Annotated in this window: 21 protein-coding genes; all 21 read left to right on the top strand. The window is 71.2% G+C overall.

What is annotated here, in order from left to right; translation table 11 throughout:
* Positions 1–216 precede the first annotated feature (216 nt).
* The 21 genes from ACFULQ_RS10560 to ACFULQ_RS10460 all read left to right on the top strand — a co-directional run bounded on the left by ACFULQ_RS10560 (position 217) and on the right by ACFULQ_RS10460 (position 24,127).
* Positions 217–1,425 (top strand): heparan-alpha-glucosaminide N-acetyltransferase domain-containing protein, encoded by a 1,209-nt coding sequence (locus ACFULQ_RS10560; protein ID WP_383540998.1) that lies wholly within the window; start codon positions 217–219, stop codon positions 1,423–1,425.
* Between the two features lie 35 nt (positions 1,426–1,460).
* Entirely contained in the window at positions 1,461–3,959 is a 2,499-nt protein-coding gene (locus ACFULQ_RS10555; protein WP_383540995.1) for a Pls/PosA family non-ribosomal peptide synthetase, read from the top strand.
* A 34-nt stretch (positions 3,960–3,993) separates the two neighbouring features.
* Positions 3,994–6,102, top strand: coding sequence for an amino acid adenylation domain-containing protein (locus ACFULQ_RS10550; protein WP_383540992.1), 2,109 nt, complete (start codon positions 3,994–3,996; stop codon positions 6,100–6,102).
* 12 nt (positions 6,103–6,114) lie between these two features.
* The gene (locus ACFULQ_RS10545) at positions 6,115–7,101 is read left to right on the top strand and encodes a TauD/TfdA family dioxygenase (protein WP_383540991.1); all 987 of its coding nucleotides are present in this window, start codon (positions 6,115–6,117) and stop codon (positions 7,099–7,101) included.
* The gene (gene sbnB, locus ACFULQ_RS10540) at positions 7,098–8,129 is read left to right on the top strand and encodes a 2,3-diaminopropionate biosynthesis protein SbnB (protein ID WP_383540988.1); all 1,032 of its coding nucleotides are present in this window, start codon (positions 7,098–7,100) and stop codon (positions 8,127–8,129) included. Before ACFULQ_RS10545 ends, sbnB begins: the two co-directional genes overlap by 4 nt.
* Positions 8,130–8,159: 30 nt before the next feature.
* The gene (gene sbnA / locus ACFULQ_RS10535) at positions 8,160–9,143 is read left to right on the top strand and encodes a 2,3-diaminopropionate biosynthesis protein SbnA (protein WP_383540985.1); all 984 of its coding nucleotides are present in this window, start codon (positions 8,160–8,162) and stop codon (positions 9,141–9,143) included.
* A 152-nt stretch (positions 9,144–9,295) separates the two neighbouring features.
* Positions 9,296–10,930 carry an acyl-CoA dehydrogenase family protein gene (locus ACFULQ_RS10530; RefSeq protein ID WP_383540982.1) on the top strand — a complete coding sequence of 545 codons (1,635 nt, stop codon included), beginning with the start codon at positions 9,296–9,298 and terminating at the stop codon, positions 10,928–10,930.
* 363 nt (positions 10,931–11,293) lie between these two features.
* Positions 11,294–12,583 (top strand): GAF domain-containing protein, encoded by a 1,290-nt coding sequence (locus ACFULQ_RS10525; RefSeq protein ID WP_383540979.1) that lies wholly within the window; start codon positions 11,294–11,296, stop codon positions 12,581–12,583.
* 153 nt (positions 12,584–12,736) lie between these two features.
* Positions 12,737–14,032, top strand: a complete 1,296-nt coding sequence (locus tag ACFULQ_RS10520; protein WP_383540977.1) for a hypothetical protein — start codon at positions 12,737–12,739, stop codon at positions 14,030–14,032.
* 17 nt (positions 14,033–14,049) lie between these two features.
* The gene (locus ACFULQ_RS10515) at positions 14,050–14,622 is read left to right on the top strand and encodes a GNAT family N-acetyltransferase (protein WP_383540974.1); all 573 of its coding nucleotides are present in this window, start codon (positions 14,050–14,052) and stop codon (positions 14,620–14,622) included.
* 127 nt (positions 14,623–14,749) lie between these two features.
* Positions 14,750–14,833: a putative leader peptide gene (locus tag ACFULQ_RS10510; protein WP_349817346.1), complete on the top strand. Its 84-nt coding sequence runs from the start codon at positions 14,750–14,752 to the stop codon at positions 14,831–14,833.
* A 126-nt stretch (positions 14,834–14,959) separates the two neighbouring features.
* Positions 14,960–16,657 (top strand): nitrite/sulfite reductase, encoded by a 1,698-nt coding sequence (locus ACFULQ_RS10505; RefSeq protein ID WP_383540972.1) that lies wholly within the window; start codon positions 14,960–14,962, stop codon positions 16,655–16,657.
* Positions 16,654–16,833: a hypothetical protein gene (locus ACFULQ_RS10500; RefSeq protein WP_381336399.1), complete on the top strand. Its 180-nt coding sequence runs from the start codon at positions 16,654–16,656 to the stop codon at positions 16,831–16,833. Before ACFULQ_RS10505 ends, ACFULQ_RS10500 begins: the two co-directional genes overlap by 4 nt.
* Positions 16,830–17,540 carry a phosphoadenylyl-sulfate reductase gene (locus ACFULQ_RS10495; RefSeq protein WP_383540968.1) on the top strand — a complete coding sequence of 237 codons (711 nt, stop codon included), beginning with the start codon at positions 16,830–16,832 and terminating at the stop codon, positions 17,538–17,540. The genes ACFULQ_RS10500 and ACFULQ_RS10495 overlap by 4 nt, the downstream gene beginning before the upstream one ends.
* Positions 17,541–17,563: 23 nt before the next feature.
* Positions 17,564–18,100 carry an adenylyl-sulfate kinase gene (cysC, locus tag ACFULQ_RS10490; RefSeq protein ID WP_383540965.1) on the top strand — a complete coding sequence of 179 codons (537 nt, stop codon included), beginning with the start codon at positions 17,564–17,566 and terminating at the stop codon, positions 18,098–18,100.
* Positions 18,097–19,035: a sulfate adenylyltransferase subunit CysD gene (cysD, locus tag ACFULQ_RS10485; protein ID WP_383540961.1), complete on the top strand. Its 939-nt coding sequence runs from the start codon at positions 18,097–18,099 to the stop codon at positions 19,033–19,035. Before cysC ends, cysD begins: the two co-directional genes overlap by 4 nt.
* Positions 19,036–19,037: 2 nt before the next feature.
* On the top strand, positions 19,038–20,372 hold the full coding sequence (locus ACFULQ_RS10480) for a sulfate adenylyltransferase subunit 1 (protein WP_383540958.1): 1,335 nt from the start codon (positions 19,038–19,040) through the stop codon (positions 20,370–20,372).
* Positions 20,373–20,594: 222 nt separating this feature from the next.
* Positions 20,595–21,698 carry an aliphatic sulfonate ABC transporter substrate-binding protein gene (locus ACFULQ_RS10475; RefSeq protein ID WP_383540955.1) on the top strand — a complete coding sequence of 368 codons (1,104 nt, stop codon included), beginning with the start codon at positions 20,595–20,597 and terminating at the stop codon, positions 21,696–21,698.
* A 36-nt stretch (positions 21,699–21,734) separates the two neighbouring features.
* Positions 21,735–22,520 carry an ABC transporter ATP-binding protein gene (locus tag ACFULQ_RS10470; RefSeq protein ID WP_383540952.1) on the top strand — a complete coding sequence of 262 codons (786 nt, stop codon included), beginning with the start codon at positions 21,735–21,737 and terminating at the stop codon, positions 22,518–22,520.
* A complete protein-coding gene (locus ACFULQ_RS10465) occupies positions 22,507–23,385 on the top strand; it encodes an ABC transporter permease (protein WP_383540949.1) in 879 nt (292 codons plus the stop codon). Before ACFULQ_RS10470 ends, ACFULQ_RS10465 begins: the two co-directional genes overlap by 14 nt.
* Before the next feature lie 4 nt (positions 23,386–23,389).
* Positions 23,390–24,127: a sirohydrochlorin chelatase gene (locus ACFULQ_RS10460; RefSeq protein WP_383540946.1), complete on the top strand. Its 738-nt coding sequence runs from the start codon at positions 23,390–23,392 to the stop codon at positions 24,125–24,127.
* Positions 24,128–24,129 lie beyond the last annotated feature (2 nt).

The following is a 24,129-nucleotide window of genomic DNA, read 5'->3' as shown; positions in this document are numbered from 1 at the left end:
CAGGGCCCTGACCTCGGCTCGAACCAGCCACCACATCCCCGCCGCGTGGTCACTCCCGGCGCATACCGAACCGCTCCTTCTCATATCCCATTCCGTGCCGCACGGCACTTCCTTTTCTTCCGGCACACCGGAACCACGGGGGTTCTGCACCATGATTTTCCGCTGCCCGGTGAACAGCGGGCGCTATTCCGCCGTATCCCTCTCTGGAGAAAATCCATGCCTGTTCCGTACGCGCCGAAGCCTGCCGTGCCACGCATCGTCGGGGTCGATGTGGCACGCGGCCTCGCTCTGCTCGGTATGTTCTCCGTCCACGTGTTCGGTGCTTTTGACGAGTCCGGGTCGGCCACGCCCGCCTGGATGTTCGCGGGCGGCCGTTCCTCGGCGACGTTCGCCGTGACGGCCGGGATCGGACTGGCCTTCACCACCGGCGGGCACCGGCCCGCGACCGGCCGGCCCGCGGCGGCCGCGGTGGCGGCCCGGGCCGCGGTCATCGCCCTGATCGGGCTGCTGCTCGGCTACGCCTCACGCGCGGCGGACCTGGACGTGGACGTGATCCTCGCGTTCTACGCCCTGTTGTTCGTGATCGCGATCCCCCTGCTGGGCCTCGGCCCCCGGGCCCTCGCAGCGCTGTCGCTGACCTTGGCCGTGGGGGCGCCGTTCGCCGTCCACGCGCTGCGGGGCGTGCTGCCGGAGCCCGTCTTCGACGGCGACCCGACCCTCCAGGACGTCGTCGCCGATCCGCTCGGTCTGGTCTCGGACCTGCTCGTGCACGGTGACTACCCGGTGCTCGCCTGGACCGCCTACCTGTGCGCGGGACTCGCCCTCGGCCGGCTGGACCTGACCTCGCGCAGGATCGCGCCCCGCCTCCTCGGCGGCGGCCTCGCCCTGGTGGCGGGCGTCTGGCTGGTGTCGTCCCTGGTCCTGTTCCGGTACGACGGACTGCGGCAGCTGTGGCGCATGGAGTTCCCGGGAGCCTCCCGCGCCGAGGCCCTGTGGGACACCCCGGACGGCGCGACCTGGTGGGCCCTCGTCTCCCGCGCGCCGCACTCGACCACACCCTTCGACATGTTCCTCACCCTCGGCTCGGCCGCGGCGATCCTCGGCGGCGCCCTGCTGCTGACCAGGAACACCCTGCTCACGCGGGCGCTCACGCCGCTCGCCGCGGCGGGAAGCATGCCGCTCACCCTCTATGTCGCCCATGTGCTGCTGCTCGCCACCGGCGCGCTCTCCGGCTCCCCCGAGCTCCTCTACGCCGTCATGACCACCGGAGCGCTCCTCTTCGCCCTCTCGTGGCGGCACGTCGGACGTGGCCCGCTGGAAACGGTCGTCGCAGGCGCGGCCCGGCGGTGTCGCGAGGCCGTAACACCACCCCGGCCCCCGCAACCGGTGGCGGACCCGGCTCGACTTAGCAAGCACATCGAATAGTCCATAAGAGCAAAAGTGATGATCTAGGAGCTCAAGTGGTGGTAAATCCCGGCGAGATCACGACAGTCGCCCCGGTGAACGGCACCGCGCGGGTGGACGGCACCGCGCAGGTCCTCGCCGAGGTGCTGGCCGGGGTCGTGAAAGCGGATCAAGTCCCCCTCGACAGCCACTTCTTCGACGACCTGGGCGCCAACTCCCTGGTCATGGCCCAGTTCTGCGCCCGGGTCCGCAAGCGCGACGACCTGCCGTCGGTGTCGATGCGGGACGTCTACGGCCACCCGACGATCCGCGGTCTTGCGGCGGCCCTCGCCGAGGCGGCCCCGGCCGCCGCACCGGCTCCCGTACGACCGCCCGAGCCGCCCCCGCCACCGGGCAGCACCGCCCGCTATGTGCTGTGCGGGTTCCTCCAGTTCCTCGCGTTCGCCCTGTACTGCCTCGCCGCGGGGACCGCCACCGCCGAGGGGTACGCCTGGATATCCGCCGACGACGGCACGCTCTCCGTCTATCTGCGCTCGCTGGTCTTCGGCGGTGCCCTCTTCCTCGCCCTGTGCACCCTGCCCGTGGTGGCGAAGTGGGTGCTGGTCGGCCGGTGGAAGGAGACGGAGTTCCCGGTGTGGAGCCTCGCCTACGTCCGCTTCTGGCTCGTCAGGGCGCTGCTGCACACCAGCCCGATGATCCTGTTCACGGGCAACCCGCTGTACGTCCTCTACCTGCGGGCCCTCGGCGCCCGCATCGGCCCGGGCGTGACGGTCCTGTCCCACTCGGTGCCGGTCGCCACCGACCTGCTGACCGTCGGCGCGGGCACCGTGATCCGCAAGGACGCCCTGTTCCTCGGCTACCGGGCCCACGCGGGCCGGATCCGCACCGGCCCCGTCACCCTCGGCCGGGACGTCTTCGTCGGCGAGAAGACGGTCCTCGACATCGGCACCTCGATCGGCGACGGCGGCCAACTGGGCCACTCCTCCGCCCTGTACGACGGCGCCGCGGTCCCGGCGGGCGAGCGCTGGCACGGCTCCCCGGCCCGCCCCACCGACGTCGACCACATCCGCGTCCCCGCGACCCGCTGCACCACCCCGCGCCGGGCCGGCTACGCCCTCGCGGCCCTGCTCCAGACCCTGCTGGTCTACGTCCCGCTCGGCATCGGCGGCGTCTACCTGGTGATGGGCCTGGTCCCGGCACTGGCCCCGCTGCTGGAGCCGAACGCGAGGGAACTGGAGTCGGCGGCCTTCTACGGCCAGGCACTCGTGCTGTCCCTCGCCCTCTTCGCCGGCTTCGTGGTCCTGGGCCTGATCACCGTGACCGTCCTGCCACGGCTGCTGAACCTCACCCTGAAGGCCGACCGGGTCTATCCGCTGTACGGCTTCCACTACTCGGTGCAGCGCGCCATCGCCCGCATGACCAACATCAGGTTCTTCAAGTGGCTGTGCGGCGACAGCTCGTACATCGTCCCCTACCTGCGGTCCGTCGGGTACGACCTCTCCCGCGTCGTGCAGACCGGCTCGAACTTCGGGACCGAGGTGTCGCACGAGACGCCCTACCTGGCCACCGTCGGCAGCGGCACGATGGTCGCGGACGGGCTGGCGATCCTCAACGCCGAGTACTCCAGCACGTCGTTCCGCGTCTCGCGGGTCAGGATCGGCGGGCACAACTTCCTCGGCAACCACATCGCCTACCCGGTCGGCGGCCGCACCGGCGACAACTGCCTGCTCGCCACGAAGGTGCTGGTCCCGCTCGACGGCGAACTCCGCGAAGGGGTGGGCCTGCTGGGCTCGCCGCCCTTCGAGATCCCGCGCACGGTGGAGCGCGACACCCGCTTCGACCACCTGCGCGAGGGCGACGAACTGCGCCGCCGGCTCTCCGCCAAGAACGGCCACAACGCCCGGACGATGGCCCTGTTCCTGTTCCTGCGCTGGCTGCACTTCTTCCTGCTGACGCTGCTCGGCTTCGCCGCCGTCGATCTCCACGGCGGCCGGGGCGCCCTCGGCGGGCTGCTCATCGGCGGCTACCTGATGGCGGGGCTGGCGCTGACCACGGGCTACTGGGTGCTGGTCGAGCGGGTGATCACCCGGTTCCGGCCGCTGGAGCCCCGGCTGTGCTCGATCTACGACCCGTACTTCTGGTGGCACGAGCGGCTGTGGAAGGTGCCCGACCACCACCTCGCGGTGTTCAACGGGACGCCGTTCAAGAACGTCGTATGGCGGCTGATGGGCGTCCGGGTGGGCCCCCGGGTCTTCGACGACGGCTGCTACATCACCGAGCGGACCCTGGTGGCGATCGGCGGCGACACCACGCTCGGCCACCACTCCAAGGTGCAGGCCCACTCCCAGGAGGACGGCACCTTCAAGTCCGACCACATCGTCATCGGCGACGGCTGCACCCTCGGGGCGGGCGCGCTGGTCCACTACGGCGTCCGGATGGGCGACGGCGCCGTGCTCGCGGCCGACTCCTTCCTGATGAAGGGCGAGGAGATGCCGTCGGGGGCGCACTGGGGCGGGAATCCGGCGGTGGCGCCGCGACGCGCCCGCACCGCCTGAACTGCCTGAACGGGAAAACAGGGGGAAGAAAGTCATGCACACAGTTCCGCAGCCGACGCCCGGTCCGATACCGGACGTCACCGAGTACGCGGTCGCGCTGCCCGAGGGCACACCGACCGATCCCGCCGCACTGCTCGCGGCCCACACCAGGGTGCTGGCCGCGCTCTCCGCCGCCGGTGACGAGCTGCGGGTCACCGTCACCGACGGCACCCTGCGGCTGCACCACCGCACCGGCGCCCTGGACGCCGAGGCCGCCGCGCGCATCGCCGGCTACCACCTCACCGCGCTCGCCCACCCGGAGCGCACGAGCCTGCTGTCCGAGGAGGAACTCCGCTTCCAGCTGGAGGAGTTGGCGGGTCCGGTCCGTGAACTCCCGGACCGGCGGGTGCACGAGCTGTTCGAGGAGCGGGTCGAGAAACACCCGGACGCGGTGGCAGCCGTACAGGGCGAGCGGCAGTGGTCGTACGCCGAGCTCAACTCCCGTGCCAACCGGATCGGTCGGGCGCTGCTGAGCCGGGGCCTGAAGGCCGAGGACGTCGTCGCCGTCGTCATGGAACGGAACCTGGACTGGATGGCGGCCGTGCTGGGCGTGCTCAAGGCGGGCGGGGTGTATCTGCCGGTCGAGCCGCACTTCCCGGCCGAGCGGGTCGCGAGGACGCTGTCCCGGGCGGGCTGTGAACTCGTCGTCACCGAGGAGGGCAGCACTGGCTCGCTCTCCGGTACGGCGGCCGAGACGCTGTTCGTGGACGCCCTGTACGCCGACGGCCACGCGGGCGGCGACCTCGGGATCCCGGTCGGGGCGGGGCAACTCGCCTACATCTACTTCACGTCCGGCTCCACCGGTGAACCCAAGGGCGCGATGTGCGAGCACGCCGGGTTCCTCAACCATGTGCTCGCCAAGGTCGAGGACCTGGGAATCGGCGAGGACGACGTGGTCGCGCAGACCGCGCCGCAGTGCTTCGACATCTCCCTGTGGCAGCTGCTCGCCGGGCCGGTCGTCGGCGGGCGGACCCTGATCGTCGACCAGGAGACTGTTCTCGACGTGCCGCGGTTCGTGGACACGGTCGTGCGGGGCGGGGTCAACGTGCTCCAGATCGTGCCGTCGTATCTGGAGGCCGTGCTCGCCGAGTTGGGGCAGCGGCCGCGTGAACTGACCGGTCTGCGCTGTGTGTCGGTGACCGGCGAGGCGGTGAAGCGGGAGCTGGTGCAGCGCTGGTTCGCCGTCGCCCCCGGCATCCGGCTGGCCAACGCCTACGGCCTGACGGAGACGTCGGACGACACCAACCACGAGGTCATGGACCGGGTGCCGGACGGCGACCGGGTGCCGCTCGGGCGGCCGGTGCGCAATGTGCGGGTGTACGTGGTCGACGAGGACCTGGTCCCGGTTCCGTTCGGCGCGCCGGGCGAGATCGTCTTCTCCGGGGTGTGCGTGGGGCGCGGGTACGTCAACGACCCGGAGCGCACCGCGGCCGCCTTCATGGCGGATCCGTACCGGCCCGGGGAGCGGCTCTACCGCAGCGGTGACGTGGGGCGCTGGCGGGCGGACGGCCGGCTGGAGTTCCTCGGTCGCAGGGACACCCAGGTCAAGATCCGCGGGTTCCGCGTGGAGATCGGCGAGATCGAGAACGCGCTGCTGCGGGTGGACGGGGTGCGCGACGGTGCCGTCGTGGTCGTCCGGGGCAGCCGGCTCGCCGCGTTCTGCACCGGGCCCGAGCCGGTCGGCGCGGACACGGTACGGGAGCGGCTGGCCGCGTCGCTGCCGTCGTACATGCTGCCCGCCGTCGTGCACTGGCGAAAGCGGCTGCCGCTGACCGCCAACGGCAAGACCGACCGCCGTACTCTCACCGCACTCGCCGAGGACCTGGAGGCCGGTGCGGCCGGCGGGCCCGGGACGGCGGGCGAGGGGTCCGCGGCCGCGGGGCCGCTGACGGCCGGTGAGCGGCGGCTGGCCCAGGCCTGGGCCGAGGTGCTGGGCGTGCCCGCCGACCGGATCGGCCGCCGCGACCACTTCTTCGACCGCGGTGGCAGCTCGCTGTCCGCCGTGCGTCTCGCGATCGCCCTGGACCGGGCGATCACCCTCAAGGACGTCGTCCGCCATCCGGTCCTCGCGGACCTGGCGGACCTGCTCGACCGGCGCGGCTGAAAGGAACCCGAGATGTCATCCACGAGTCTGCTTCCGTACCTGGACCTGGCGCCGGGCACTCCTCCGGTCCTGCACGCCAAGTCCGGCGGTGACGCGGCGAGTTGGGCCGCCGAGCACCATGACCCGCTCCGGGCCCTGGTCCAGGAGCACGGCTGTGTCCTGGTCCGCGGGCTGGGGCTGGCCGACCCCGGGAGCGCCGAGGCGGTCTTCCGGCGGCTGACCGAGGGCCTCATGCCCGACCGTGAGCCCTTCGCGCCCCGGCGCCGCTACGCGGACGGCATGTACTCGTCGACCAAGTGGCCGCCGAACCAGCAGATGTGCATGCACCACGAGGTCAGCTACGGCCTGGAGTTCCCCGGCCTGCTGCTGTTCGCCTGTCTGGAGGCACCCGGCAGCGGGGGCGCGACCGCGCTCGCCGACGCGTCGGCGGTGCTGCGGGACCTGCCCCGCGAGCTGGTCTCCCGCTTCGAGCGGGAGGGCTGGCTGCTGACCCGGGCCTACCACGACGAGATCGGCGCGTCCGTGGAGGAGGCGTTCGGCACGGACGACCGCGCGGCCGTCGAGCACTACTGCCGTCGGCGCGCCATCGAGTTCGCCTGGCAGGACGACGGCTCCCTGCACACCCGGCAGCGGCGGGGAGCGGTGCTCCGGCACCCGGCCGGCGGCCTGCCGTGCTGGTTCAACCAGATCGCGTTCCTCAACGAGTGGACCATGGAGCCCGAAGTGCACGAGTACCTGGTGGAGATGTACGGCGCGGACGGACTGCCCTTCAACACCCGCTTCGGCGACGGGAGTCCGATCTCCTCCGAGGTCGTCCGCACGATCAACGAGGTCTACGACGCCCACACCGTGCGCGAGCCCTGGCAGGACGGCGACCTCCTGCTCGTCGACAACATCCGTACGGCACACGGCCGCGAGCCCTTCGAGGGACCGCGCGAGGTGCTGGCCGCGCTCGGCGACCCGGTGCTGCGCGCCGACGGCGAGGTGAGCGGCGTATGAGCACCGTCGGCGCTCCTTCCTTCGCGCTCGTCACCGGCGCCCAGGTCCAACAGGCCCTCGCCGGACGGGAACCGGAGATCGCGGACCTCGTCGAGGCCGTGTACCGGCTGCACGGCGCGGGCGACTCGGTGAACCCGCCGTCGTACTTCCTGAGGTTCCCGGACCGCCCGACGTCGAGGATCATCGCGCTGCCCGCCTCGCTGGGCGGACCGCTCAGGGTCGACGGGCTGAAGTGGATCTCCAGTTTCCCGGAGAACACCAGGTCCGGGCTGCCGCGGGCCTCCGCGGTACTGATCCTCAACGACCCCGACACCGGCTACCCGTTCGCCTGTCTGGAGAGTTCGGTCATCAGCGCCACGCGCACCGCCTCGTCGGCGGCGCTGGCGGCCGGGAGGCTCAGCGCGGGCCGGGTCCGCCCGACCCGGGTCGGGTTCATCGGCACCGGGCTGATCGCCCGCTACATCCACACCCATCTCACCGCCACCGGCTGGGAGTTCGAGGAGACGGGCGTGCACGACCTGTCCGCCGAGAGCGCCGCCGGGTTCCGCGGCTATCTGGAGCGGTCCGGGGCGCCGGGGAAGGCGGTCGTGCACGAGTCGGCCGAATCCCTGATCCGCTCCAGCGACCTGGTCGTCTTCGCCACGGTCGCCGGCAAGCCGCACGTCCACGATCCGTCGTGGTTCGGCCATCACCCCCTGGTCCTGCATGTGTCCCTGCGCGATCTCGACCCGGAGATCCTGCTCGCGTCCGCCAACTTCGTCGACGACGTGGAGCACTGCCTCAAGGCCGAGACCTCCCCGCATCTGGCCGAACAGCGCACGGGGAGCAGGGACTTCATCGACGGCACGCTGGACGACGTGCTGACCGGACGGGTGACCGTCCCGACGGACCGGACGGTGGTGTTCTCCCCCTTCGGGCTGGGGGTGCTCGACCTCGCCGTCGGCCGGTACGTCCACGACGAACTGGCCCGGCGCGGCGAACTGCACGTCGTCGACGGGTTCTTCAACGAGCTGCGCCGGTACGGCTGAACGAGCTGCGCGCATGAGGAGGGGGGCGTCATGCCCGTCATATCCGATCCTTCGGAGTTCAACGAGTCGGACCTCTACGTCGACCTGCGGGCGGCGCTGGAGCTTCCGCTGTACCTGAAGTGCGAGGGCTTCAACTTCGCCGGGTCGATCAAGCTGAAGGCGGCCCGCGAGATGGTGAACGCCGCCGAGCGCGACGGCACCCTGCGGCCGGGGTCGATCCTGGTCGAGTCGTCGTCGGGGAACCTGGGGGTGGCCCTGAGCATGATCGCCGCGAGCCGGGGCTACCGGTTCCTGTGCGTGACGGACTCGCGGTGCAACCTGACGACGATCCGGCTGATGGAGTCGCTCGGCACCCGGGTGCACGTGGTCAGGGAGCCGAACCTGCACGACGGGTACCTGGGCGCCCGGCTCGCCTACGTGCGCGCGCTGTGCGCCTCGGACGAGCGGTACGTGTGGCTCAACCAGTACAGCAACCAGGGCAACTGGCGCTCGCACTACCGCACCACGGCGCCGGAGATCGCGCGGCGCTTCCCGGACCTGGACGTGCTGTTCGTCGGGGCCGGCACCACCGGGACCCTGATGGGGTGCGCCCGCTGGTTCTGGCAGTGGCGACGTCCGGTGCGGATCGTGGCCGTCGACAGCGTCGGCTCGGTCACCTTCGGGGGGCCGCCCGGAGTACGTCTGATCCCGGGTCTCGGCACGAGCGTGCCGCCGCAGCTGCTCGACAGGTCGTACATCGACGACGTGGTCCTCGTCGAGGAACCGGACACCCTCCAGGCCTGCCGCCGGCTGGCCGCCCGGGGGTTCCTGTTCGGCGGCTCGACGGGCACGGTCGTCAGCGGCGCCCACCAGTGGCTGTCCGCACACGGCCGCCGCGGCCTCACGGCGGTCGCGATCGCCCCGGACCTCGGCGAGCGCTACCTGGACACGGTGTACCGCGCGGACTGGCCCCACGGCACCCCCGAGGCGGACCCGCTGCACGAACCGGCGGAGGCGATGGCCCACCTGGCCTGACGGCCGCCCACGGGTGCGCTCGGCACGGCCCGGCGGGGAGCCCCCCACGCCCCGCCGGGTCACAGGGGAACCGGCTCGACCGGAACACCCCCTGCGACCTGCCCCGTGTCCGTCATGTGACCTGCCCCGCACCCCGGGGTACTTTCGCAGGCATGGCAGGCACCACGCACACCGTGACCAACCAGCCCCCACCCCTGATCGGCTACGACGTCTACGGCGCCGACCTCGCTCTGAAGGAGGCCGTCGAACGCCACCTCGACCCGGCCCTGCTCGACGAGGTGCACGGCGAGCTGTCGGCGCTCGGCCGGGCCTGCGGCTCCGCGCAGGTGCAGGAGTGGGGTGCCCAGGCCAACGAGAACCCGCCCCGGCTGCGCACCCACGACCGCCACGGCCACCGTGTCGACGAGGTCGAGTTCCATCCTGCCTGGCACCGCGTGCTCGGCAAGGGCGTCGCCGCGGGCCTGACCGCCGCCTGGGTCCGCCCCGGCGGACACGTACGGCGGGCGGCGGCCTTCCTGCTGTGGACCCAGGTCGACGCGGGCAACTGCTGCCCCCTGTCGATGACCCACGCGGCCGTACCCGCCCTGCGCACCGACCCGGACCTCGCCGCCGAGTGGGAACCCCGCCTCACGTCCACGGTCTACGACCGCGAGCTGCGGCCCGCCCACCTCAAGGCGGGGGCGCTGTTCGGGATGGGCATGACGGAGAAGCAGGGCGGCAGCGACGTCCGGTCCTGCACCACGTCCGCCCGCCCCCTCCCCGACGGCGAGACCTACGAACTCACCGGCCACAAGTGGTTCTGCTCGGCCCCCATGTCGGACGGCTTCCTGGTCCTCGCCCAGGCCCCCGGCGGACTCACCTGCTTCCTCGTCCCCCGGGTCCTGGAGGACGGCACCCGCAACCCGTTCCTCCTCCAGCGCCTCAAGGACAAGCTCGGCAACCGCTCCAACGCCTCCGCCGAGGTCGAGTTCGACGGGACCTGGGCCCGCCGGGTGGGGGACGAGGGCCGTGGGGTCCGCACCATCATCGAGATGGTCTCGGCGACCCGGCTGGACTGCGCCCTCGGCTCGGCGGGCCTGATGCGCCAGGCGGTGGCGCAGGCGATCCACCACTGCACCTACCGCGAGGCCTTCGGCGGCAAGCTCGTCGACAAGCCCCTGATGCGCAACGTCCTGGCCGACCTGGCCCTGGAGTCCGAGGCCGCCACCACCCTCGCGCTGCGCCTGGCGGCCGCCCACGACCGGGGCGACGAGCAGGAGCGCGCCTTCCTCAGGATCGCGGTGCCGGCGGCCAAGTACTGGATCACCAAGCGCTGCACGCCCCTCGTCACGGAGGCCGCGGAGTGCCTGGGCGGCAACGGCTACGTGGAGGAGTCGGGCCTGCCCCGCCTGGTCCGGGAGTCCCCCCTCAACTCGATCTGGGAGGGCGCCGGCAACATCCAGGCCCTGGACGTCCTGCGGGTCCTCCGGAAAGAGCCCCAGGCCCTGAACGCCTACCTCCTGGAGATCGGCCGCACCCGAGGCGCCGACCACCGCCTGGACGCGGCCACCAAGAGCCTCTTCACGGAACTGGCCGACCTGGAGAACATCGAGGGCCGCGCACGACACCTCACCGAACGCCTGGCCCTGGTCCTCCAGGGCTCCCTCCTGGTCCGCCACGCACCCCCGGAGGTGGCCGACGCCTTCTGCGCCTCCCGCCTGGGAGGAGACGCGGGATCGTCCTTCGGCACCCTGCCCACGACTCTCGACCTGGCGAAGGTAGTGGATCGGTCAAGGCCGCAGGCCTGACCGAAGGGGCGCGGGGCTGTGTCGATGTGCGGCTCCGCCGCGGGGCGCGACAAGCCCCCACCGGGCCGCAGCCGCAAACGCACCCCACGAGGCACCCCCGTAGGCCCCCGGCCGAACCGTCGGAGACGGGGGTGGTGCTGCGCCGACACGGCACCACCCCCGAGTTGGCCCAGAGGCCGAAAAACGCCGCTGCGAGACGACGTTGGGTCAAGTTTCAAACAAGCCGGAGCACACCACCAGGGTTGCAGGGGGTTGCAACTTCCTGGCGACTGTGGCCGGACTGTGTACCTTCCCAGAACACGAGCGGCACTATTGGACGGACAGTCAAGACGGACACCCACGACGGACCGGAAGGACGGACCCGTGCCGCTCTCGCCGACACACGTGACCCAGCTGGCCGCCGTGGACTCGGCACGCGCGGCCCGGGTCCTCAGCGAGGTCCGCTCCGCCACCCTGTCGGGCCGGCGCGCCCCCCTCGCCCCGCGTCCCGTGATCGAGGAGTCCTGGAGCCGCATGCTGCGCGGCGGTGTCGACCCCGACCACGATTTCCGGTCAGGGCTGCTGCCCCCGGAGGAGGTGCAGCGGCGCCGGGAGGCCACCCGGCTGCGGCACGTCCTGCCGGTGCTCAGGGACGGCCTGCTGGCGGTGGCGGACGTCGCCCACCACATCATGGTCGTCGCCGACGAGGACGGCCGGGTGCTGTGGCGGGAGGGCTGCTCCCCGGTGCTGCGCAAGGCCGACAGCATCGGCTTCGAACTGGGCGCGGACTGGCGGGAGAACGTCGTCGGCACGAACGGCATCGGCACCCCGGTGGTGGTGCGCCGACCCGTGCAGGTGTTCGCCTCCGAGCACTTCGTGCGCTCGCAGACCTCCTGGACCTGCACCGGCGCCCCCATCAAGGACCCGCGGGACGGCCGGCTGATCGGTGTGGTCGACGTGAGCGGACCGCTGGACACCATGCATCCGGCCACGCTCGCCTGGGTCGACTCGGTGGCCAAGCTCGCCGAGTCCCGGCTGCGCGAGCTGCATCTGACCTCGCTGGAGCAGCTGCGGGCGGTGGCAGCACCGGTGCTGGCCCGGCTGGCCGGCCGAGCCCTGGTGGTGGACCGGGAGGGCTGGACGGCGGCGGTCACGGGAATGCCGTACGCGAACCGGATCGCGCTGCCCAAGTCGCCGTCGGCGGGCCGCCGGTGGCTGCCCGCGCTCGGTCTGTGCACGCTGGAGCCGCTGGCGGGCGGCTGGTTGATCCGCGTCGCCGACCAGCCGGAACCGCCCGGCGTGACCCGGATCGTCCTCGACCTCGCGCACCCACGCCGCTGGACGGTGACGGTGTGGGGCGGTGCGGGCACCTGGTGTCACGAACTGAGCCCCCGGCACGCCGAGTTGCTCTATCTGCTCGCCCTGCACCGCTCGGGCCGCAGTGCGGCGGGCCTGGCCGAGGACATGTTCGGCGATCCGGGCCGTACGGTCACGGTCCGGGCGGAGATGTCCCGGGTACGGCGGTATCTCGGGGCGTTCCTGGAGCATCGGCCGTATCGTTTCTGCGAGGACGCCGAGGTGGAGGTGCTGCTTCCGGACAACCCGGGCGATGTGCTGCCGCATTCGACGGCCCCGGCGGTGCTCGGGGCCCGCAGGACCACCGAGACCGAGTGAAAACCCTCGATCTGGGCGCATCTTCCGCATAATTGCAGGGTCTTCGTCCCCAGCGGTGCCTGACTGCCGTAGTGTGCCTCTACGGGCCACCCCACCTGCTCCTCGGTCAACGTACGGATCATCAGGCGCAGTTGGCCCGCCTCGGGAGGACGTATGAAGCAACGTGGCAGACACCGCAGGCAAAAGCGCGGCCAAGCCCTGCGCGCCTTCCTGGCCGGGACCGCGCTCGCGCTGACCGCCGCCGCCACCATGATCAGCGCCTCCCAGGCCACCGTGGCCGCCAATCCCGGGGAGTTGAAGCCCCTCGCCGCCGCCGAGACCACCCCGCTGCGGCTGAAGGAGTCCCTGGTCCCCGAGCGGACGCTCGACCGGCTCTCGTCCGCGATGGGACGCCCCGTCGGCGTCTCCGCGGTCCTCGACTCCGCCGACCGGAGCCTGCGCGACGCGATCGACTGCACCGCCGGGGAGCGCCGGGCGCTGCCTGTTGCACCCACGGCCACCGCCGCGTACTGCTGGGACGCGGCCGACACCCGGTCCTGGCGGGCCGGAGCGGTCACCACCTCCGGCGACGCCGACGACGACGGCATGTGGGGCACCCACCGCGTGATCCTCTCGGCGTGGAGCCGCACCGGCCCCGCGGCGCAGGACGGGGGCCTGGCCCGGGTCGCCTTCGTCAACGCCGACGACCTCGACCGCCCCACCTACTCCTGGGCCCTGCTGGCCGTCCCGGTCGACGGCGGGCGCGACTTCCGCGGCCTGTTCTCCCAGGTCTCCGGCATGGTCTGGTACCAGAACAAACTGCTGGTCACCGCGAGCGGCGACGACGGCGACGCGCTCTACGTCTATGACATGAACCGCGTCCAGCGGGCCAGCGTCGACAGCGCCGCGGTCGGCAAGGTCCGCGGCGGCTGGTCGGCGCACGGCGCCCAGTGGGTGCTGCCCGCGGTCGGCTCCTACCGCCTGACCGGCGACGCGGGCGCCGCCCGCCCCGACTACCTCGCGCTGGACCGCACCACCACCCCCGACTCCCTGGTCGCGAGCGAGTGGGTGTCCCCGGGCGACGAGGGGGGCACGCGGCTGTGGCGCTACGACTTCAGCGGCGCCACCGACCGCGCGGGGCTCCTCGCCACCGATGCCGCGGGCTACGCGCGCGTGCACGACGCCTACGTCACCAAGGCCGCCGGGTCGGGCCCGGTGCTGTCGTACGACTCCCGGTGGTACCTGGGCCGGGCGGCCGACACCGAGGGCGACCACGGCACCCTGTGGCGCCAGACCACCACCTCCTCCACCGCCAGGGCGACCCGCTGCGGCACGGACGAGTCCCGCAACTGCTGGAGCGGGGAGTCGGAGTCCCTGTCGTACTGGGAGGAGACCGGCGAGGTGTGGTCGCAGTCGGGCCGGGTGCTGTTCGCGCTACCGCTGGCCTCGATCGACAGATCTCTCGGGTAGATGATTCCCTGGCCTCCATGCCGAACATCCCCGTGACCACCTGGTCCCTGGAACAGACCGCCCCGACCGACCTCCTCCCGGCCGCCGTCCCGGACGGCGACGTGCGCGTCCGGCGCGCCGAGCTCCCCTCCCCCGAGTTCAGCCGCTATCTGTACGCCTCGGTGGGCGGGGACATCCGCTGGACCGACCGGCTCTCCTGGACGTACGCGCGCTGGCGTGAGCACCTGGAGCGGCCGGGTGTGGAGACCTGGGTGGCCTACGACCGCGGCACCCCCGCCGGATACGTCGAGCTGGAGCCCCAGGACGACGGGGTCGTGGAGATCGTCTACTTCGGCCTGATCCCGGCCTTCCGCGGCCGGCGGATCGGCGGCCACCTCCTGTCCTACGGCACCGCCCGCGCCTGGGACCTCGCGGACCGCTGGCCGGGGCTGACGGACACCAAGCGGGTGTGGCTGCACACGTGCAGCAAGGACGGCGAGCACGCGATGGACAACTACCAGCGCCGTGGCTTCAAGCTCTTCGACACCAAGGTCGAGGAGGAGGCGGAGGTGCCCGCACCGGGTCCCTGGCCCGGGGCGTATCCGGCCTGACCTGCGGGAACAAGAGGTCCCGCGATCTTTGTGACCAACGACACCCTTGTCTCACCTGACGAGACAAGGGTGTCCACATGGCGGATAAAGCTGGACTGTGTCCAGATCGCCGTGACACGCTTCCGTCATGTCTGGAACTGGAATTGCCTTGGTGAGTCGGCGGCACGTCGACCTCGGCCGCATGTCCAGCGCCATCTGTCCGGTGCGCTGACGAGCCGCAGCGTCACCCGGTACCCCCCCTCGTTCTCCTCCCCGCGCAACGCCGCGCAGATATACCCATGCGCCCGTACGCGCAGGTAAGAGCCGCTTTCCGCCTGTCCCGAAGGACGTAACAACCATGGCCGCCACCCCGCAGAACCCTGCCGCCGCAGCGCCCCGCCGCAAGGTGAGCCGTCACCGCGGTGAGGGTCAGTGGGCCGCGGGGCACCACACCCCGCTCAACGGCAACGAGCAGTTCAAGAAGGACGACGACGGTCTCAATGTGCGGACACGCATTGAGACGATCTACTCGAAGCGCGGCTTCGACTCGATCGACCCCAACGACCTGCGCGGGCGTATGCGCTGGTGGGGGCTGTACACCCAGCGCAGGCCCGGGATCGACGGCGGCAAGACCGCGATCCTGGAGCCGGAGGAGCTGGACGACAAGTACTTCATGCTGCGGGTGCGGATCGACGGCGGACGCCTCACCACCCAGCAGCTGCGCGTGATCGGCGAGATCTCCGAGGAGTTCGCGCGCGGCAGCGCGGACGTCACCGACCGGCAGAACATCCAGCTGCACTGGATCCGCATCGAGGACGTCCCGGAGATCTGGAACCGCCTGGAGGCGGTCGGTCTGTCCACGACCGAGGCCTGCGGTGACACCCCGCGCGTGATCATCGGTTCGCCGGTCGCGGGCATCGCCGAGGACGAGATCATCGACGGCACGTCCGCCATCGACGAGATCCACGAGCGGTACATCGGCAGCAAGGAGTTCTCCAACCTGCCGCGCAAGTTCAAGACGGCGATCTCCGGCTCCCCCCTTCTTGACGTGGTCCACGAGATCAACGACATCGCCTTCGTCGGGGTCGAGCACCCCGAGCACGGCCCCGGCTTCGACCTGTGGGTCGGCGGCGGCCTGTCCACCAACCCCAAGCTCGGCGTCCGGCTCGGCGCCTGGGTGCCGTTGGCGGAAGTGCCCGAGGTGTGGGCCGGCGTGGTCGGCATCTTCCGCGACTGGGGCTACCGGCGGCTGCGCACCCGCGCCCGGCTGAAGTTCCTCGTCGCCGACTGGGGCCCGGAGAAGTTCCGCCAGGTCCTGGAGGACGACTACCTGAAGCGCAAGCTGGTCGACGGTCCCGCGCCCGCCGAGCCCTCGGGCCGCTGGCGCGACCACGTCGGTGTGCACAAGCAGAAGGACGGCCGCTACTACGTCGGTTTCGCCCCGCGCGTCGGCCGGATCGACGGCACCACGCTGACAAAGATCGCCGAGGCCGCCGAGGCCCACGGCTCGGGCCGGGTCCGGACCACCGTCGAGCAGAAGATGATCGTCCTCGATGTCGAGGAGGCCCAGGTCCAGCCGCTGGTCGAGGCCCTGGAGGCGCTCGACCTCACGGCGAAGCCCTCGTCCTTCCGGCGCGGCACCATGGCCTGCACCGGCATCGAGTACTGCAAGCTCGCCATCGTCGAGACCAAGGCGCGCGGCGCCTCGCTGATCGACGAACTGGAGCGCCGGATCCCGGAGTTCGACGAGCCGCTCACCATCAACCTCAACGGCTGCCCGAACGCCTGCGCCCGTATCCAGGTCGCGGACATCGGTCTCAAGGGGCAGCTGGTCCTCAACGACAGGGGCGAGCAGGTCGAGGGCTACCAGGTGCACCTCGGTGGCGCGTTGGGTCTGGAGGCCGGGTTCGGCCGCAAGGTGCGTGGCCTGAAGGTCACCGCCGAGGAGCTGCCCGACTACGTCGAGCGGGTCCTGAAGCGGTTCCAGGCCGAGCGCGAGGACGGCGAGCGGTTCGCCGCCTGGGCCTCCCGCGCCTCCGAGGAGGCCCTGTCGTGAGCGAGCGGGCCGCCCCCTTCTACTGCCCCTACTGCGGCGACGAGGACCTGCGTCCGAGCGAGCAGGGCCACGGCGCCTGGGAATGCGCGGCCTGCAACCGCGCATTCCAGCTGAAGTTCCTCGGGCTGCTCGCCCGGGGCCTCCAGCCCAACGACGCAGGGGGAGACCAGATATGACCGCGCTTCGGGAAGAGCGCACGACCGACGACCTCAAGGCCCTCGCCGAGCAGGCGGGCCGCGACCTGGAGGACGCCTCCGCGCTGGAGATCCTCCAGTGGGCGGTCGACACCTTCGGCGAGCGCTTCTGCGTGACCTCCTCCATGGAGGACGCGGTGGTCGCCCATCTCGCGTCCCGCGCGAGGAAGGGCGTGGACGTCGTCTTCCTCGACACCGGCTACCACTTCGAGGAGACCATCGGCACCCGGGACGCGGTCGAGGCCGTGATGGACGTCAACGTCATCACCCTCACCCCGCGCCAGACCGTCGCCGAGCAGGACGCCGAGTACGGCCCCAAGCTGCACGACCGCGACCCCGACCTGTGCTGCAAGCTGCGCAAGGTCGAGCCGCTGGAGCGGGGCCTGAAGGACTACGTGGCCTGGGCGACCGGACTGCGCCGCGACGAGTCCCCGACCCGGGCGAACACCCCGGTCGTCGGCTGGGACGAGAAGCGGCAGAAGGTCAAGGTCTCCCCCATCGCCCGCTGGACCCAGGACGACGTGGACGCGTACGTCCAGGAGCACGGTGTGCTCACCAACCCCCTGCTGATGGACGGCTACGCGTCCGTCGGCTGCGCCCCCTGCACCCGCCGTGTCCTGGAGGGCGAGGACGCGCGCGCCGGCCGCTGGGCCGGGCGCGCCAAGACCGAGTGCGGGCTGCACGGATGACCGCCACCGACAAGGAGTTGCACGTGACGACCGGAGCCACCGTCTGGCTCACGGGTCTGCCGAGTGCCGGCAAGACCACCATCGCGTACGAGCTGGCCGGCCGGCTGCGCGAGGAGGGCCACCTCGTCGAGGTGCTCGACGGCGACGAGATCCGCGAGTTCATCTCCGCGGGCCTCGGCTTCAGCCGCGAGGACCGGCACACCAACGTGCAGCGCATCGGCTTCGTCGCCGAACTGCTCGCCCGCAACGGCGTCAAGGCGCTGGTCCCGGTCATCGCGCCCTACGCCGACAGCCGTGAGGCGGTCCGCAAGCGGCACCAGGAGAGCGGCGCCGCCTACATCGAGGTGCACGTGGCGACCCCGGTCGAGGTGTGCTCCGTACGCGATGTGAAGGGTCTGTACGCCAAGCAGGCGGCGGGTGAGCTGTCCGGGCTGACCGGGGTCGACGACCCCTACGAGGAGCCCGAGTCGCCCGATCTGCGGATCGAGTCGCAGGACCAGACCGTCCAGGAGTCCGCCGCCGCGGTCCACGCGCTGCTCACCGAGAGGGGACTGGCATGACGACGACCGTTGCGACGGTGCAGGACGGTACGGACGCCCCGTACGCCCTCTCCCACCTGGACGCGCTGGAGTCCGAGGCGGTGCACATCTTCCGTGAGGTGGCGGGCGAGTTCGAGCGGCCGGTGATCCTGTTCTCCGGCGGCAAGGACTCCATCGTCATGCTGCACCTGGCGCTGAAGGCGTTCGCCCCCGCGGCGATCCCCTTCTCGCTGCTGCATGTGGACACGGGACACAACTTCCCCGAGGTCCTTGAGTACCGCGACCGTGTGGTGGCCGCCCATGGGCTGCGCCTCCATGTGGCCTCCGTCCAGGACTACATCGACCGCGGTGTGCTGAAGGAGCGTCCGGACGGGACCCGCAACCCGCTCCAGACGCTGCCGCTCACGGAGAAGATCCAGGCGGAGAAGTTCGACGCCGTCTTCGGCGGCGGCCGCCGGGACGAGGAGAAGGCCCGCGCCAAGGAGCGGGTGTTCTCGCTGCGGGACGAGTTCTCCCAGTGGGACCCGCGCCGTCAGCGCCCCGAGCTGTGGAACCTGTACAACGGCCGGCACGCGCCCGGCGAGCACGTCCGTGTCTTCCCGCTGTCCAACTGGACCGAGCTGGACGTGTGGCAGTACATCGCCCGCGAGGAGATCGAACTGCCGGAGATCTACTTCGCCCACGAGCGCGAGGTCTTCTCGCGCAGCGGTATGTGGCTGACCGCCGGTGAGTGGGGCGGCCCCAAGGACGGCGAGACCGTCGAGAAGCGGCTCGTGCGCTACCGGACCGTCGGGGACATGTCCTGCACGGGCGCGGTCGACTCGGACGCGGTGACGCTGGAGCAGGTCATCACCGAGATCGCCGCGTCCCGGCTGACCGAGCGGGGTGCCACCCGCGCCGACGACAAGATGTCCGAGGCCGCGATGGAAGACCGTAAGCGCGAGGGGTACTTCTAGAGATGAGCACGACCACTTCCGAGGTGCTCTCGGAGACGACCCTGCTGCGGTTCGCGACCGCGGGCTCCGTCGACGACGGCAAGTCCACCCTGGTCGGACGGCTGCTGCACGACTCCAAGTCGGTTCTCACGGACCAGCTGGAGGCCGTGGAGCGGGCTTCTTTGAGCCGGGGTCAGGAAGCGCCCGACCTGGCGCTGCTGACGGACGGGCTGCGCGCCGAGCGCGAGCAGGGGATCACCATCGACGTGGCCTACCGCTACTTCGCCACCCCCCGGCGCCGGTTCATCCTCGCCGACACCCCCGGCCATGTGCAGTACACCCGCAACATGGTGACGGGTGCCTCCACGGCCGAGCTGACGGTGATCCTGATCGACGCCCGCAACGGCGTCGTGGAGCAGACCCGCCGCCACGCGGCCCTCGCGGCGCTGCTGCGGGTGCCGCACGTCGTCCTCGCCGTCAACAAGATGGACCTGGTCGACTACCAGGAGTCCGTCTTCGCCGCCATCGCCGAGGAGTTCACGGCGTACGCGACCGAGCTGGGCGTCCCGGAGATCACCGCGATCCCCATCTCGGCGCTGGCCGGGGACAACGTGGTGGAGCCGTCCGCGAACATGGACTGGTACGGCGGCCCGACCGTCCTGGAGCACCTGGAGACGGTCCCGGTCACCCACGACCTGAGCCACTGCCACGCCCGTCTTCCCGTGCAGTACGTGATCCGGCCGCAGACCGCCGAGCACCCCGACTACCGGGGCTATGCCGGTCAGATCGCCGCCGGTTCCTTCCGGGTCGGTGAGCAGGTCACCGTGCTGCCCTCGGGCCGGTCCACGAAGATCGCCGGGATCGACCTGCTGGGCGAGCCGGTCGACGTGGCCTGGACGACCCAGTCGGTGACGATCCTCCTGGAGGACGACATCGACATCTCGCGCGGCGACCTGCTGGTGCCCAGCAAGGACGCCCCGCCGACCACCCAGGACATCGAGGCGACCGTCTGCCATGTGGCCGACGCCCCGCTGACGGTCGGACACCGGGTGCTGCTCAAGCACGGCACCCGCACGGTCAAGGCGATCGTGAAGGACATCCCGTCCCGGCTCACGCTCGACGATCTGTCCCTGCACCCGCACCCGGGACAGCTCGTCGCCAACGACATCGGCCGGGTGAAGATCCGTACCGCCGAGCCGCTGCCCGTCGACTCCTACTCCGACTCGCGGCGCACCGGTTCGTTCATCCTCATCGACCCGCACGACGGCACCACGCTCACCGCGGGCATGGTCGGCGAGTCGTTCGCGTCCCCGGAGCCCGTCAAGGACGAGGCCGAGGACGACGGGTGGGACTTCTGACATGACCTCCACCGACTACTACTCCACGTTCGCGAAGGAGGGCGGCCGCGTAGGCAGCGGCGCGCTCGGCAGCGGGCAGGGCGGGGTGGCGCGATGTGTGCGTTGACGTACGCGCACCGCTTGCGCGCCCCGTCCCCCCACAGCCGTAGACGCAAACCTGCCGACCTCCCGGCCACGACCTGAGAGACCGTGACCGCCGGGCCTCCGAGAGGAACACCTCCCGTGCCTGCTTCATCCGCTCTTCGCCGCTCCTTCGCGGTCATCGCCGCGCTCCCGCTGCTCACCCTCGCCGCTTGCGGCTACGGCTCCGACTCCAAGGACACCGACACCGCCAAGGTCGCCGCCGGCGCCAAGAAGATCGACGGGCTCGACTCCGTCAAGATCGGCTACTTCGGCAACCTCACCCACGGCACCGCGCTCGTCGGTGTGAACAAGGGCTTCTTCCAGAAGGAGCTGGGCGCCACCAAGGCGTCGTACGCGACCTTCAACGCCGGCCCGTCCGAGATCGAGGCCCTCAACGCCAAGTCGATCGACATCGGCTGGATCGGCCCGTCCCCGTCGATCAACGGCTACGTCAAGTCGGGCGGCAAGAGCCTGAAGATCATCGGCGGTTCCGCGTCCGGCGGTGTGAAGCTGGTCGTCAACCCCGACAAGATCAAGTCCCTGAAGGACGTCAAGGGCAAGAAGATCGCGACGCCGCAGCTCGGCAACACGCAGGACGTGGCGTTCCTCAACTGGATCGCCGACCAGGGCTGGAAGGTGGACGCGCAGAGCGGCAAGGGTGACGTCACCGTCGTCCGCACCGACAACAAGATCACGCCGGACGCCTACAAGGCCGGTTCCATCGACGGCGCGTGGGTGCCGGAGCCGACCGCGTCCAAGCTGGTCGCCGAGGGCGGCAAGGTGCTGCTCGACGAGGCGTCGCTGTGGCCGGACAAGAAGTTCGTGATCACGAACATCATCGTGCGCCAGGACTTCCTCAAGGAGCACCCGAAGGCGGTCGAGGCCGTCCTGAAGGCGTCCGTCGAGGCCAACAAGTGGATCAACGCCAACCCGGACGCGGCGAAGGCGGCGGCCAACAAGCAGTTGGAGGCGGACTCCGGCAAGGCGCTCAAGCCCGAGGTCCTGGACCCGGCCTGGAAGTCGATCCAGTTCACCAACGACCCGCTGGCCGCCACCCTCAACACCGAGGCGGAGCACGCGGTCAAGGCCGGTCTGCTGAAGAAGCCGAACCTGAGCGGGATCTACGACCTCACGATCCTCAACAAGGTCCTCAAGGCCGACGGTGAGCCCACGGTCGACGCCGCCGGTCTCGGCACCAGCTGACCCAGGTCCCCGAAGAGTTCCCAGGAGGTGACGACCATGGCCACGACCACCACGCTCGCCAAGGCCGACGAGTCCGTCGAGTACGCGGCACGCCTGGATCACGTCTCGAAGTCCTTCGCGGGACCGGGTGGACAGCAGCTCGTCCTGGACGACATCAGCATCGATGTCGCGCCGGGTGAGTTCGTCACCCTCCTGGGGGCCTCGGGCTGCGGCAAGTCCACGCTGCTGAACCTGGTGGCCGGGCTCGACGGCCCGACCGCCGGGTCCATCACGACGGACGGCCGCCCCGCCCTGATGTTCCAGGAGCACGCCCTCTTCCCGTGGCTGACCGCGGGCAAGAACATCGAACTCGCCCTGAAACTCAGGGGAGTCGCCAAGCCCGACCGGCGTACCAAGGCCGAGGAACTGCTCGAACTGGTCCGTCTGAAGGGCGCGTACGGCAAGCGCGTGCACGAGCTGTCCGGCGGTATGCGCCAGCGGGTCGCCCTGGCCCGCGCGCTCGCGCAGGAGAGCAACCTGCTGCTGATGGACGAGCCGTTCGCGGCCCTCGACGCCATCACCCGGGACGTGCTGCACGACGAGATCACCCGGATCTGGGCGGAGACCGGCGTGTCCGTCCTGTTCGTCACGCACAACGTGCGCGAGGCGGTACGGCTCGCCCAGCGGGTGATCCTGCTGTCCTCCCGCCCGGGCCGGATCGCCCGAGAGTGGACGGTCGACATTCCGCAGCCGCGTCGCATCGAGGACGCGCCCGTGGCCGAACTGGCCCGTGAGATCACCGAAGAACTGCGTGGGGAGATCCGCCGTCATGGCCAGCACTGACACGACACCGGCCCAGGAGGCCGGGAGCGTAGAAGCGGGCCTCGACGCGCTGGAGACCCAGGCCACCGGCCGACCCACCCTGCGTCAGACCCTCGTCGGCAAGGTCCTGCCGCCGGTCATCGCGCTCGCGCTGGTCCTGGTCGTGTGGACCCTGCTCTACCCGGTGGTCGACGACCCCTCCAAGCTGCCCTCGCCGTCGGCCGTGGGTGCCACCTTCAAGGACGCCTGGCTCGCGGGCGACCTGCTCGGCTACATCTGGACCAGCGTCTCGCGCGGTCTGCTGGGCTTCTTCTTCGCCCTGCTCATCGGCACCCCGCTGGGCCTGATCGTGGCCCGGGTGAAGTTCGTCCGGGCGGCCATCGGCCCGATCCTGTCCGGCCTCCAGTCGCTGCCGTCGGTGGCGTGGGTGCCGCCGGCCGTGATCTGGCTGGGGCTGAACAACTCCATGATGTACGCGGTGATCCTGCTCGGCGCCGTCCCCTCCATCGCCAACGGCCTGGTGTCCGGCGTCGACCAGGTGCCGCCGCTGTTCCTCAGGGCCGGCCGCACGATGGGGGCCACCGGCGTCAAGGGCATCTGGCACGTCACCCTGCCGGCCGCGCTGCCCGGCTATGTGGCGGGTCTGAAGCAGGGCTGGGCGTTCTCCTGGCGCTCGCTGATGGCCGCGGAGATCATCGCCCAGTTCCCCGATCTGGGCGTGGGCCTGGGCCAGTTGCTGGAGAACGGCCGCACCAACAGCGACATGGCCATGGTGTTCGAGGCGATCCTGCTCATCCTGTTCGTCGGTATCGCGATCGACCTGCTGATCTTCAGTCCGCTGGAGCGGTGGGTGCTGCGCAGCCGCGGTCTGCTGGTGAAGAGCTGATCCCATGAAGCCGGTTCTCCTCGTCATCGCCCACGGCAGCCGTGATCCGCGGCACGCCGCGACGGTGCACGCCCTCGTCCGCCGGGTGCGCTCGCTGCGCCCCGGCGTGCGGGTGGAGACCGGCTTCCTCGACTTCAACATCCCTTCCGTGCAGGGGGTGTTGGAGTCGCTGGCGGCGGAGGGCGTCCGGGACGTCGTAGCGCTGCCCCTGCTGCTCACGCGGGCGTTCCACGCGAAGGCGGACATCCCGGCCGTGCTGCGGGAGGCGCCGCCGCAGCTGCGGATCCGGCAGGCGGAGGTCCTGGGTCCGTCCCCGCTGCTCCTGTCGGCGCTCGAACGCCGGTTGTACGAGGCGGGGTTGACGCCCGCCGACAAGTCCTCGACCGGGGTCGTGCTGGCCTCGGCGGGGTCCACCGACCCGGAGGCGATCGCAGTGATCGCTGACATCGCGCGGGAGTGGCGGCACACCGGTTGGTGCGCCGTGCGGCCTGCGTTCGCCTCCGCGGCCCTGCCCCGCACCGAGGACGCGGTGCGGGAACTGCGGGCGCTGGGCTGCGCGCGGGTGGCCGTGGCGCCGTACGTCCTGGCTCCCGGCTTCCTCCCGGACCGCATCGCGCGGGGCGCGGCGGACGCGGACGTGCTGGCCGAGGTGCTGGGCCCCGCGCCGGAGGTGGCGCGGGTGCTGCTCAGGCGGTACGACGCCGCGTCGGCGAGGGCGCTGCGGCTGTCCGTGAGTGCGTGAGG

The organism is Streptomyces sp. NPDC057253, assembly GCF_042669125.1.
GTDB lineage: Bacteria > Actinomycetota > Actinomycetes > Streptomycetales > Streptomycetaceae > Streptomyces.
The sequence above is the reverse complement of the archived record's forward strand: the minus strand, read 5'-3'. Positions and strand labels throughout refer to the sequence as shown.

Excerpts from the sequence above, each read along its gene's own strand:
- ACFULQ_RS10560 (WP_383540998.1), top strand. The coding sequence starts at position 217 with ATGCCTGTTCCGTACGCGCCGAAGCCTGCCGTGCCACGCATCGTCGGG.
- ACFULQ_RS10550 (WP_383540992.1), top strand. The coding sequence starts at position 3,994 with ATGCACACAGTTCCGCAGCCGACGCCCGGTCCGATACCGGACGTCACC.
- ACFULQ_RS10545 (WP_383540991.1), top strand. The coding sequence starts at position 6,115 with ATGTCATCCACGAGTCTGCTTCCGTACCTGGACCTGGCGCCGGGCACT.
- sbnB (WP_383540988.1), top strand. The coding sequence starts at position 7,098 with ATGAGCACCGTCGGCGCTCCTTCCTTCGCGCTCGTCACCGGCGCCCAG.
- sbnA (WP_383540985.1), top strand. The coding sequence starts at position 8,160 with ATGCCCGTCATATCCGATCCTTCGGAGTTCAACGAGTCGGACCTCTAC.
- ACFULQ_RS10530 (WP_383540982.1), top strand. The coding sequence starts at position 9,296 with ATGGCAGGCACCACGCACACCGTGACCAACCAGCCCCCACCCCTGATC.
- ACFULQ_RS10520 (WP_383540977.1), top strand. The coding sequence starts at position 12,737 with ATGAAGCAACGTGGCAGACACCGCAGGCAAAAGCGCGGCCAAGCCCTG.
- ACFULQ_RS10515 (WP_383540974.1), top strand. The coding sequence starts at position 14,050 with ATGCCGAACATCCCCGTGACCACCTGGTCCCTGGAACAGACCGCCCCG.
- ACFULQ_RS10510 (WP_349817346.1), top strand. The coding sequence starts at position 14,750 with ATGTCTGGAACTGGAATTGCCTTGGTGAGTCGGCGGCACGTCGACCTC.
- ACFULQ_RS10505 (WP_383540972.1), top strand. The coding sequence starts at position 14,960 with ATGGCCGCCACCCCGCAGAACCCTGCCGCCGCAGCGCCCCGCCGCAAG.
- ACFULQ_RS10495 (WP_383540968.1), top strand. The coding sequence starts at position 16,830 with ATGACCGCGCTTCGGGAAGAGCGCACGACCGACGACCTCAAGGCCCTC.
- cysD (WP_383540961.1), top strand. The coding sequence starts at position 18,097 with ATGACGACGACCGTTGCGACGGTGCAGGACGGTACGGACGCCCCGTAC.
- ACFULQ_RS10480 (WP_383540958.1), top strand. The coding sequence starts at position 19,038 with ATGAGCACGACCACTTCCGAGGTGCTCTCGGAGACGACCCTGCTGCGG.
- ACFULQ_RS10470 (WP_383540952.1), top strand. The coding sequence starts at position 21,735 with ATGGCCACGACCACCACGCTCGCCAAGGCCGACGAGTCCGTCGAGTAC.
- ACFULQ_RS10465 (WP_383540949.1), top strand. The coding sequence starts at position 22,507 with ATGGCCAGCACTGACACGACACCGGCCCAGGAGGCCGGGAGCGTAGAA.
- ACFULQ_RS10460 (WP_383540946.1), top strand. The coding sequence starts at position 23,390 with ATGAAGCCGGTTCTCCTCGTCATCGCCCACGGCAGCCGTGATCCGCGG.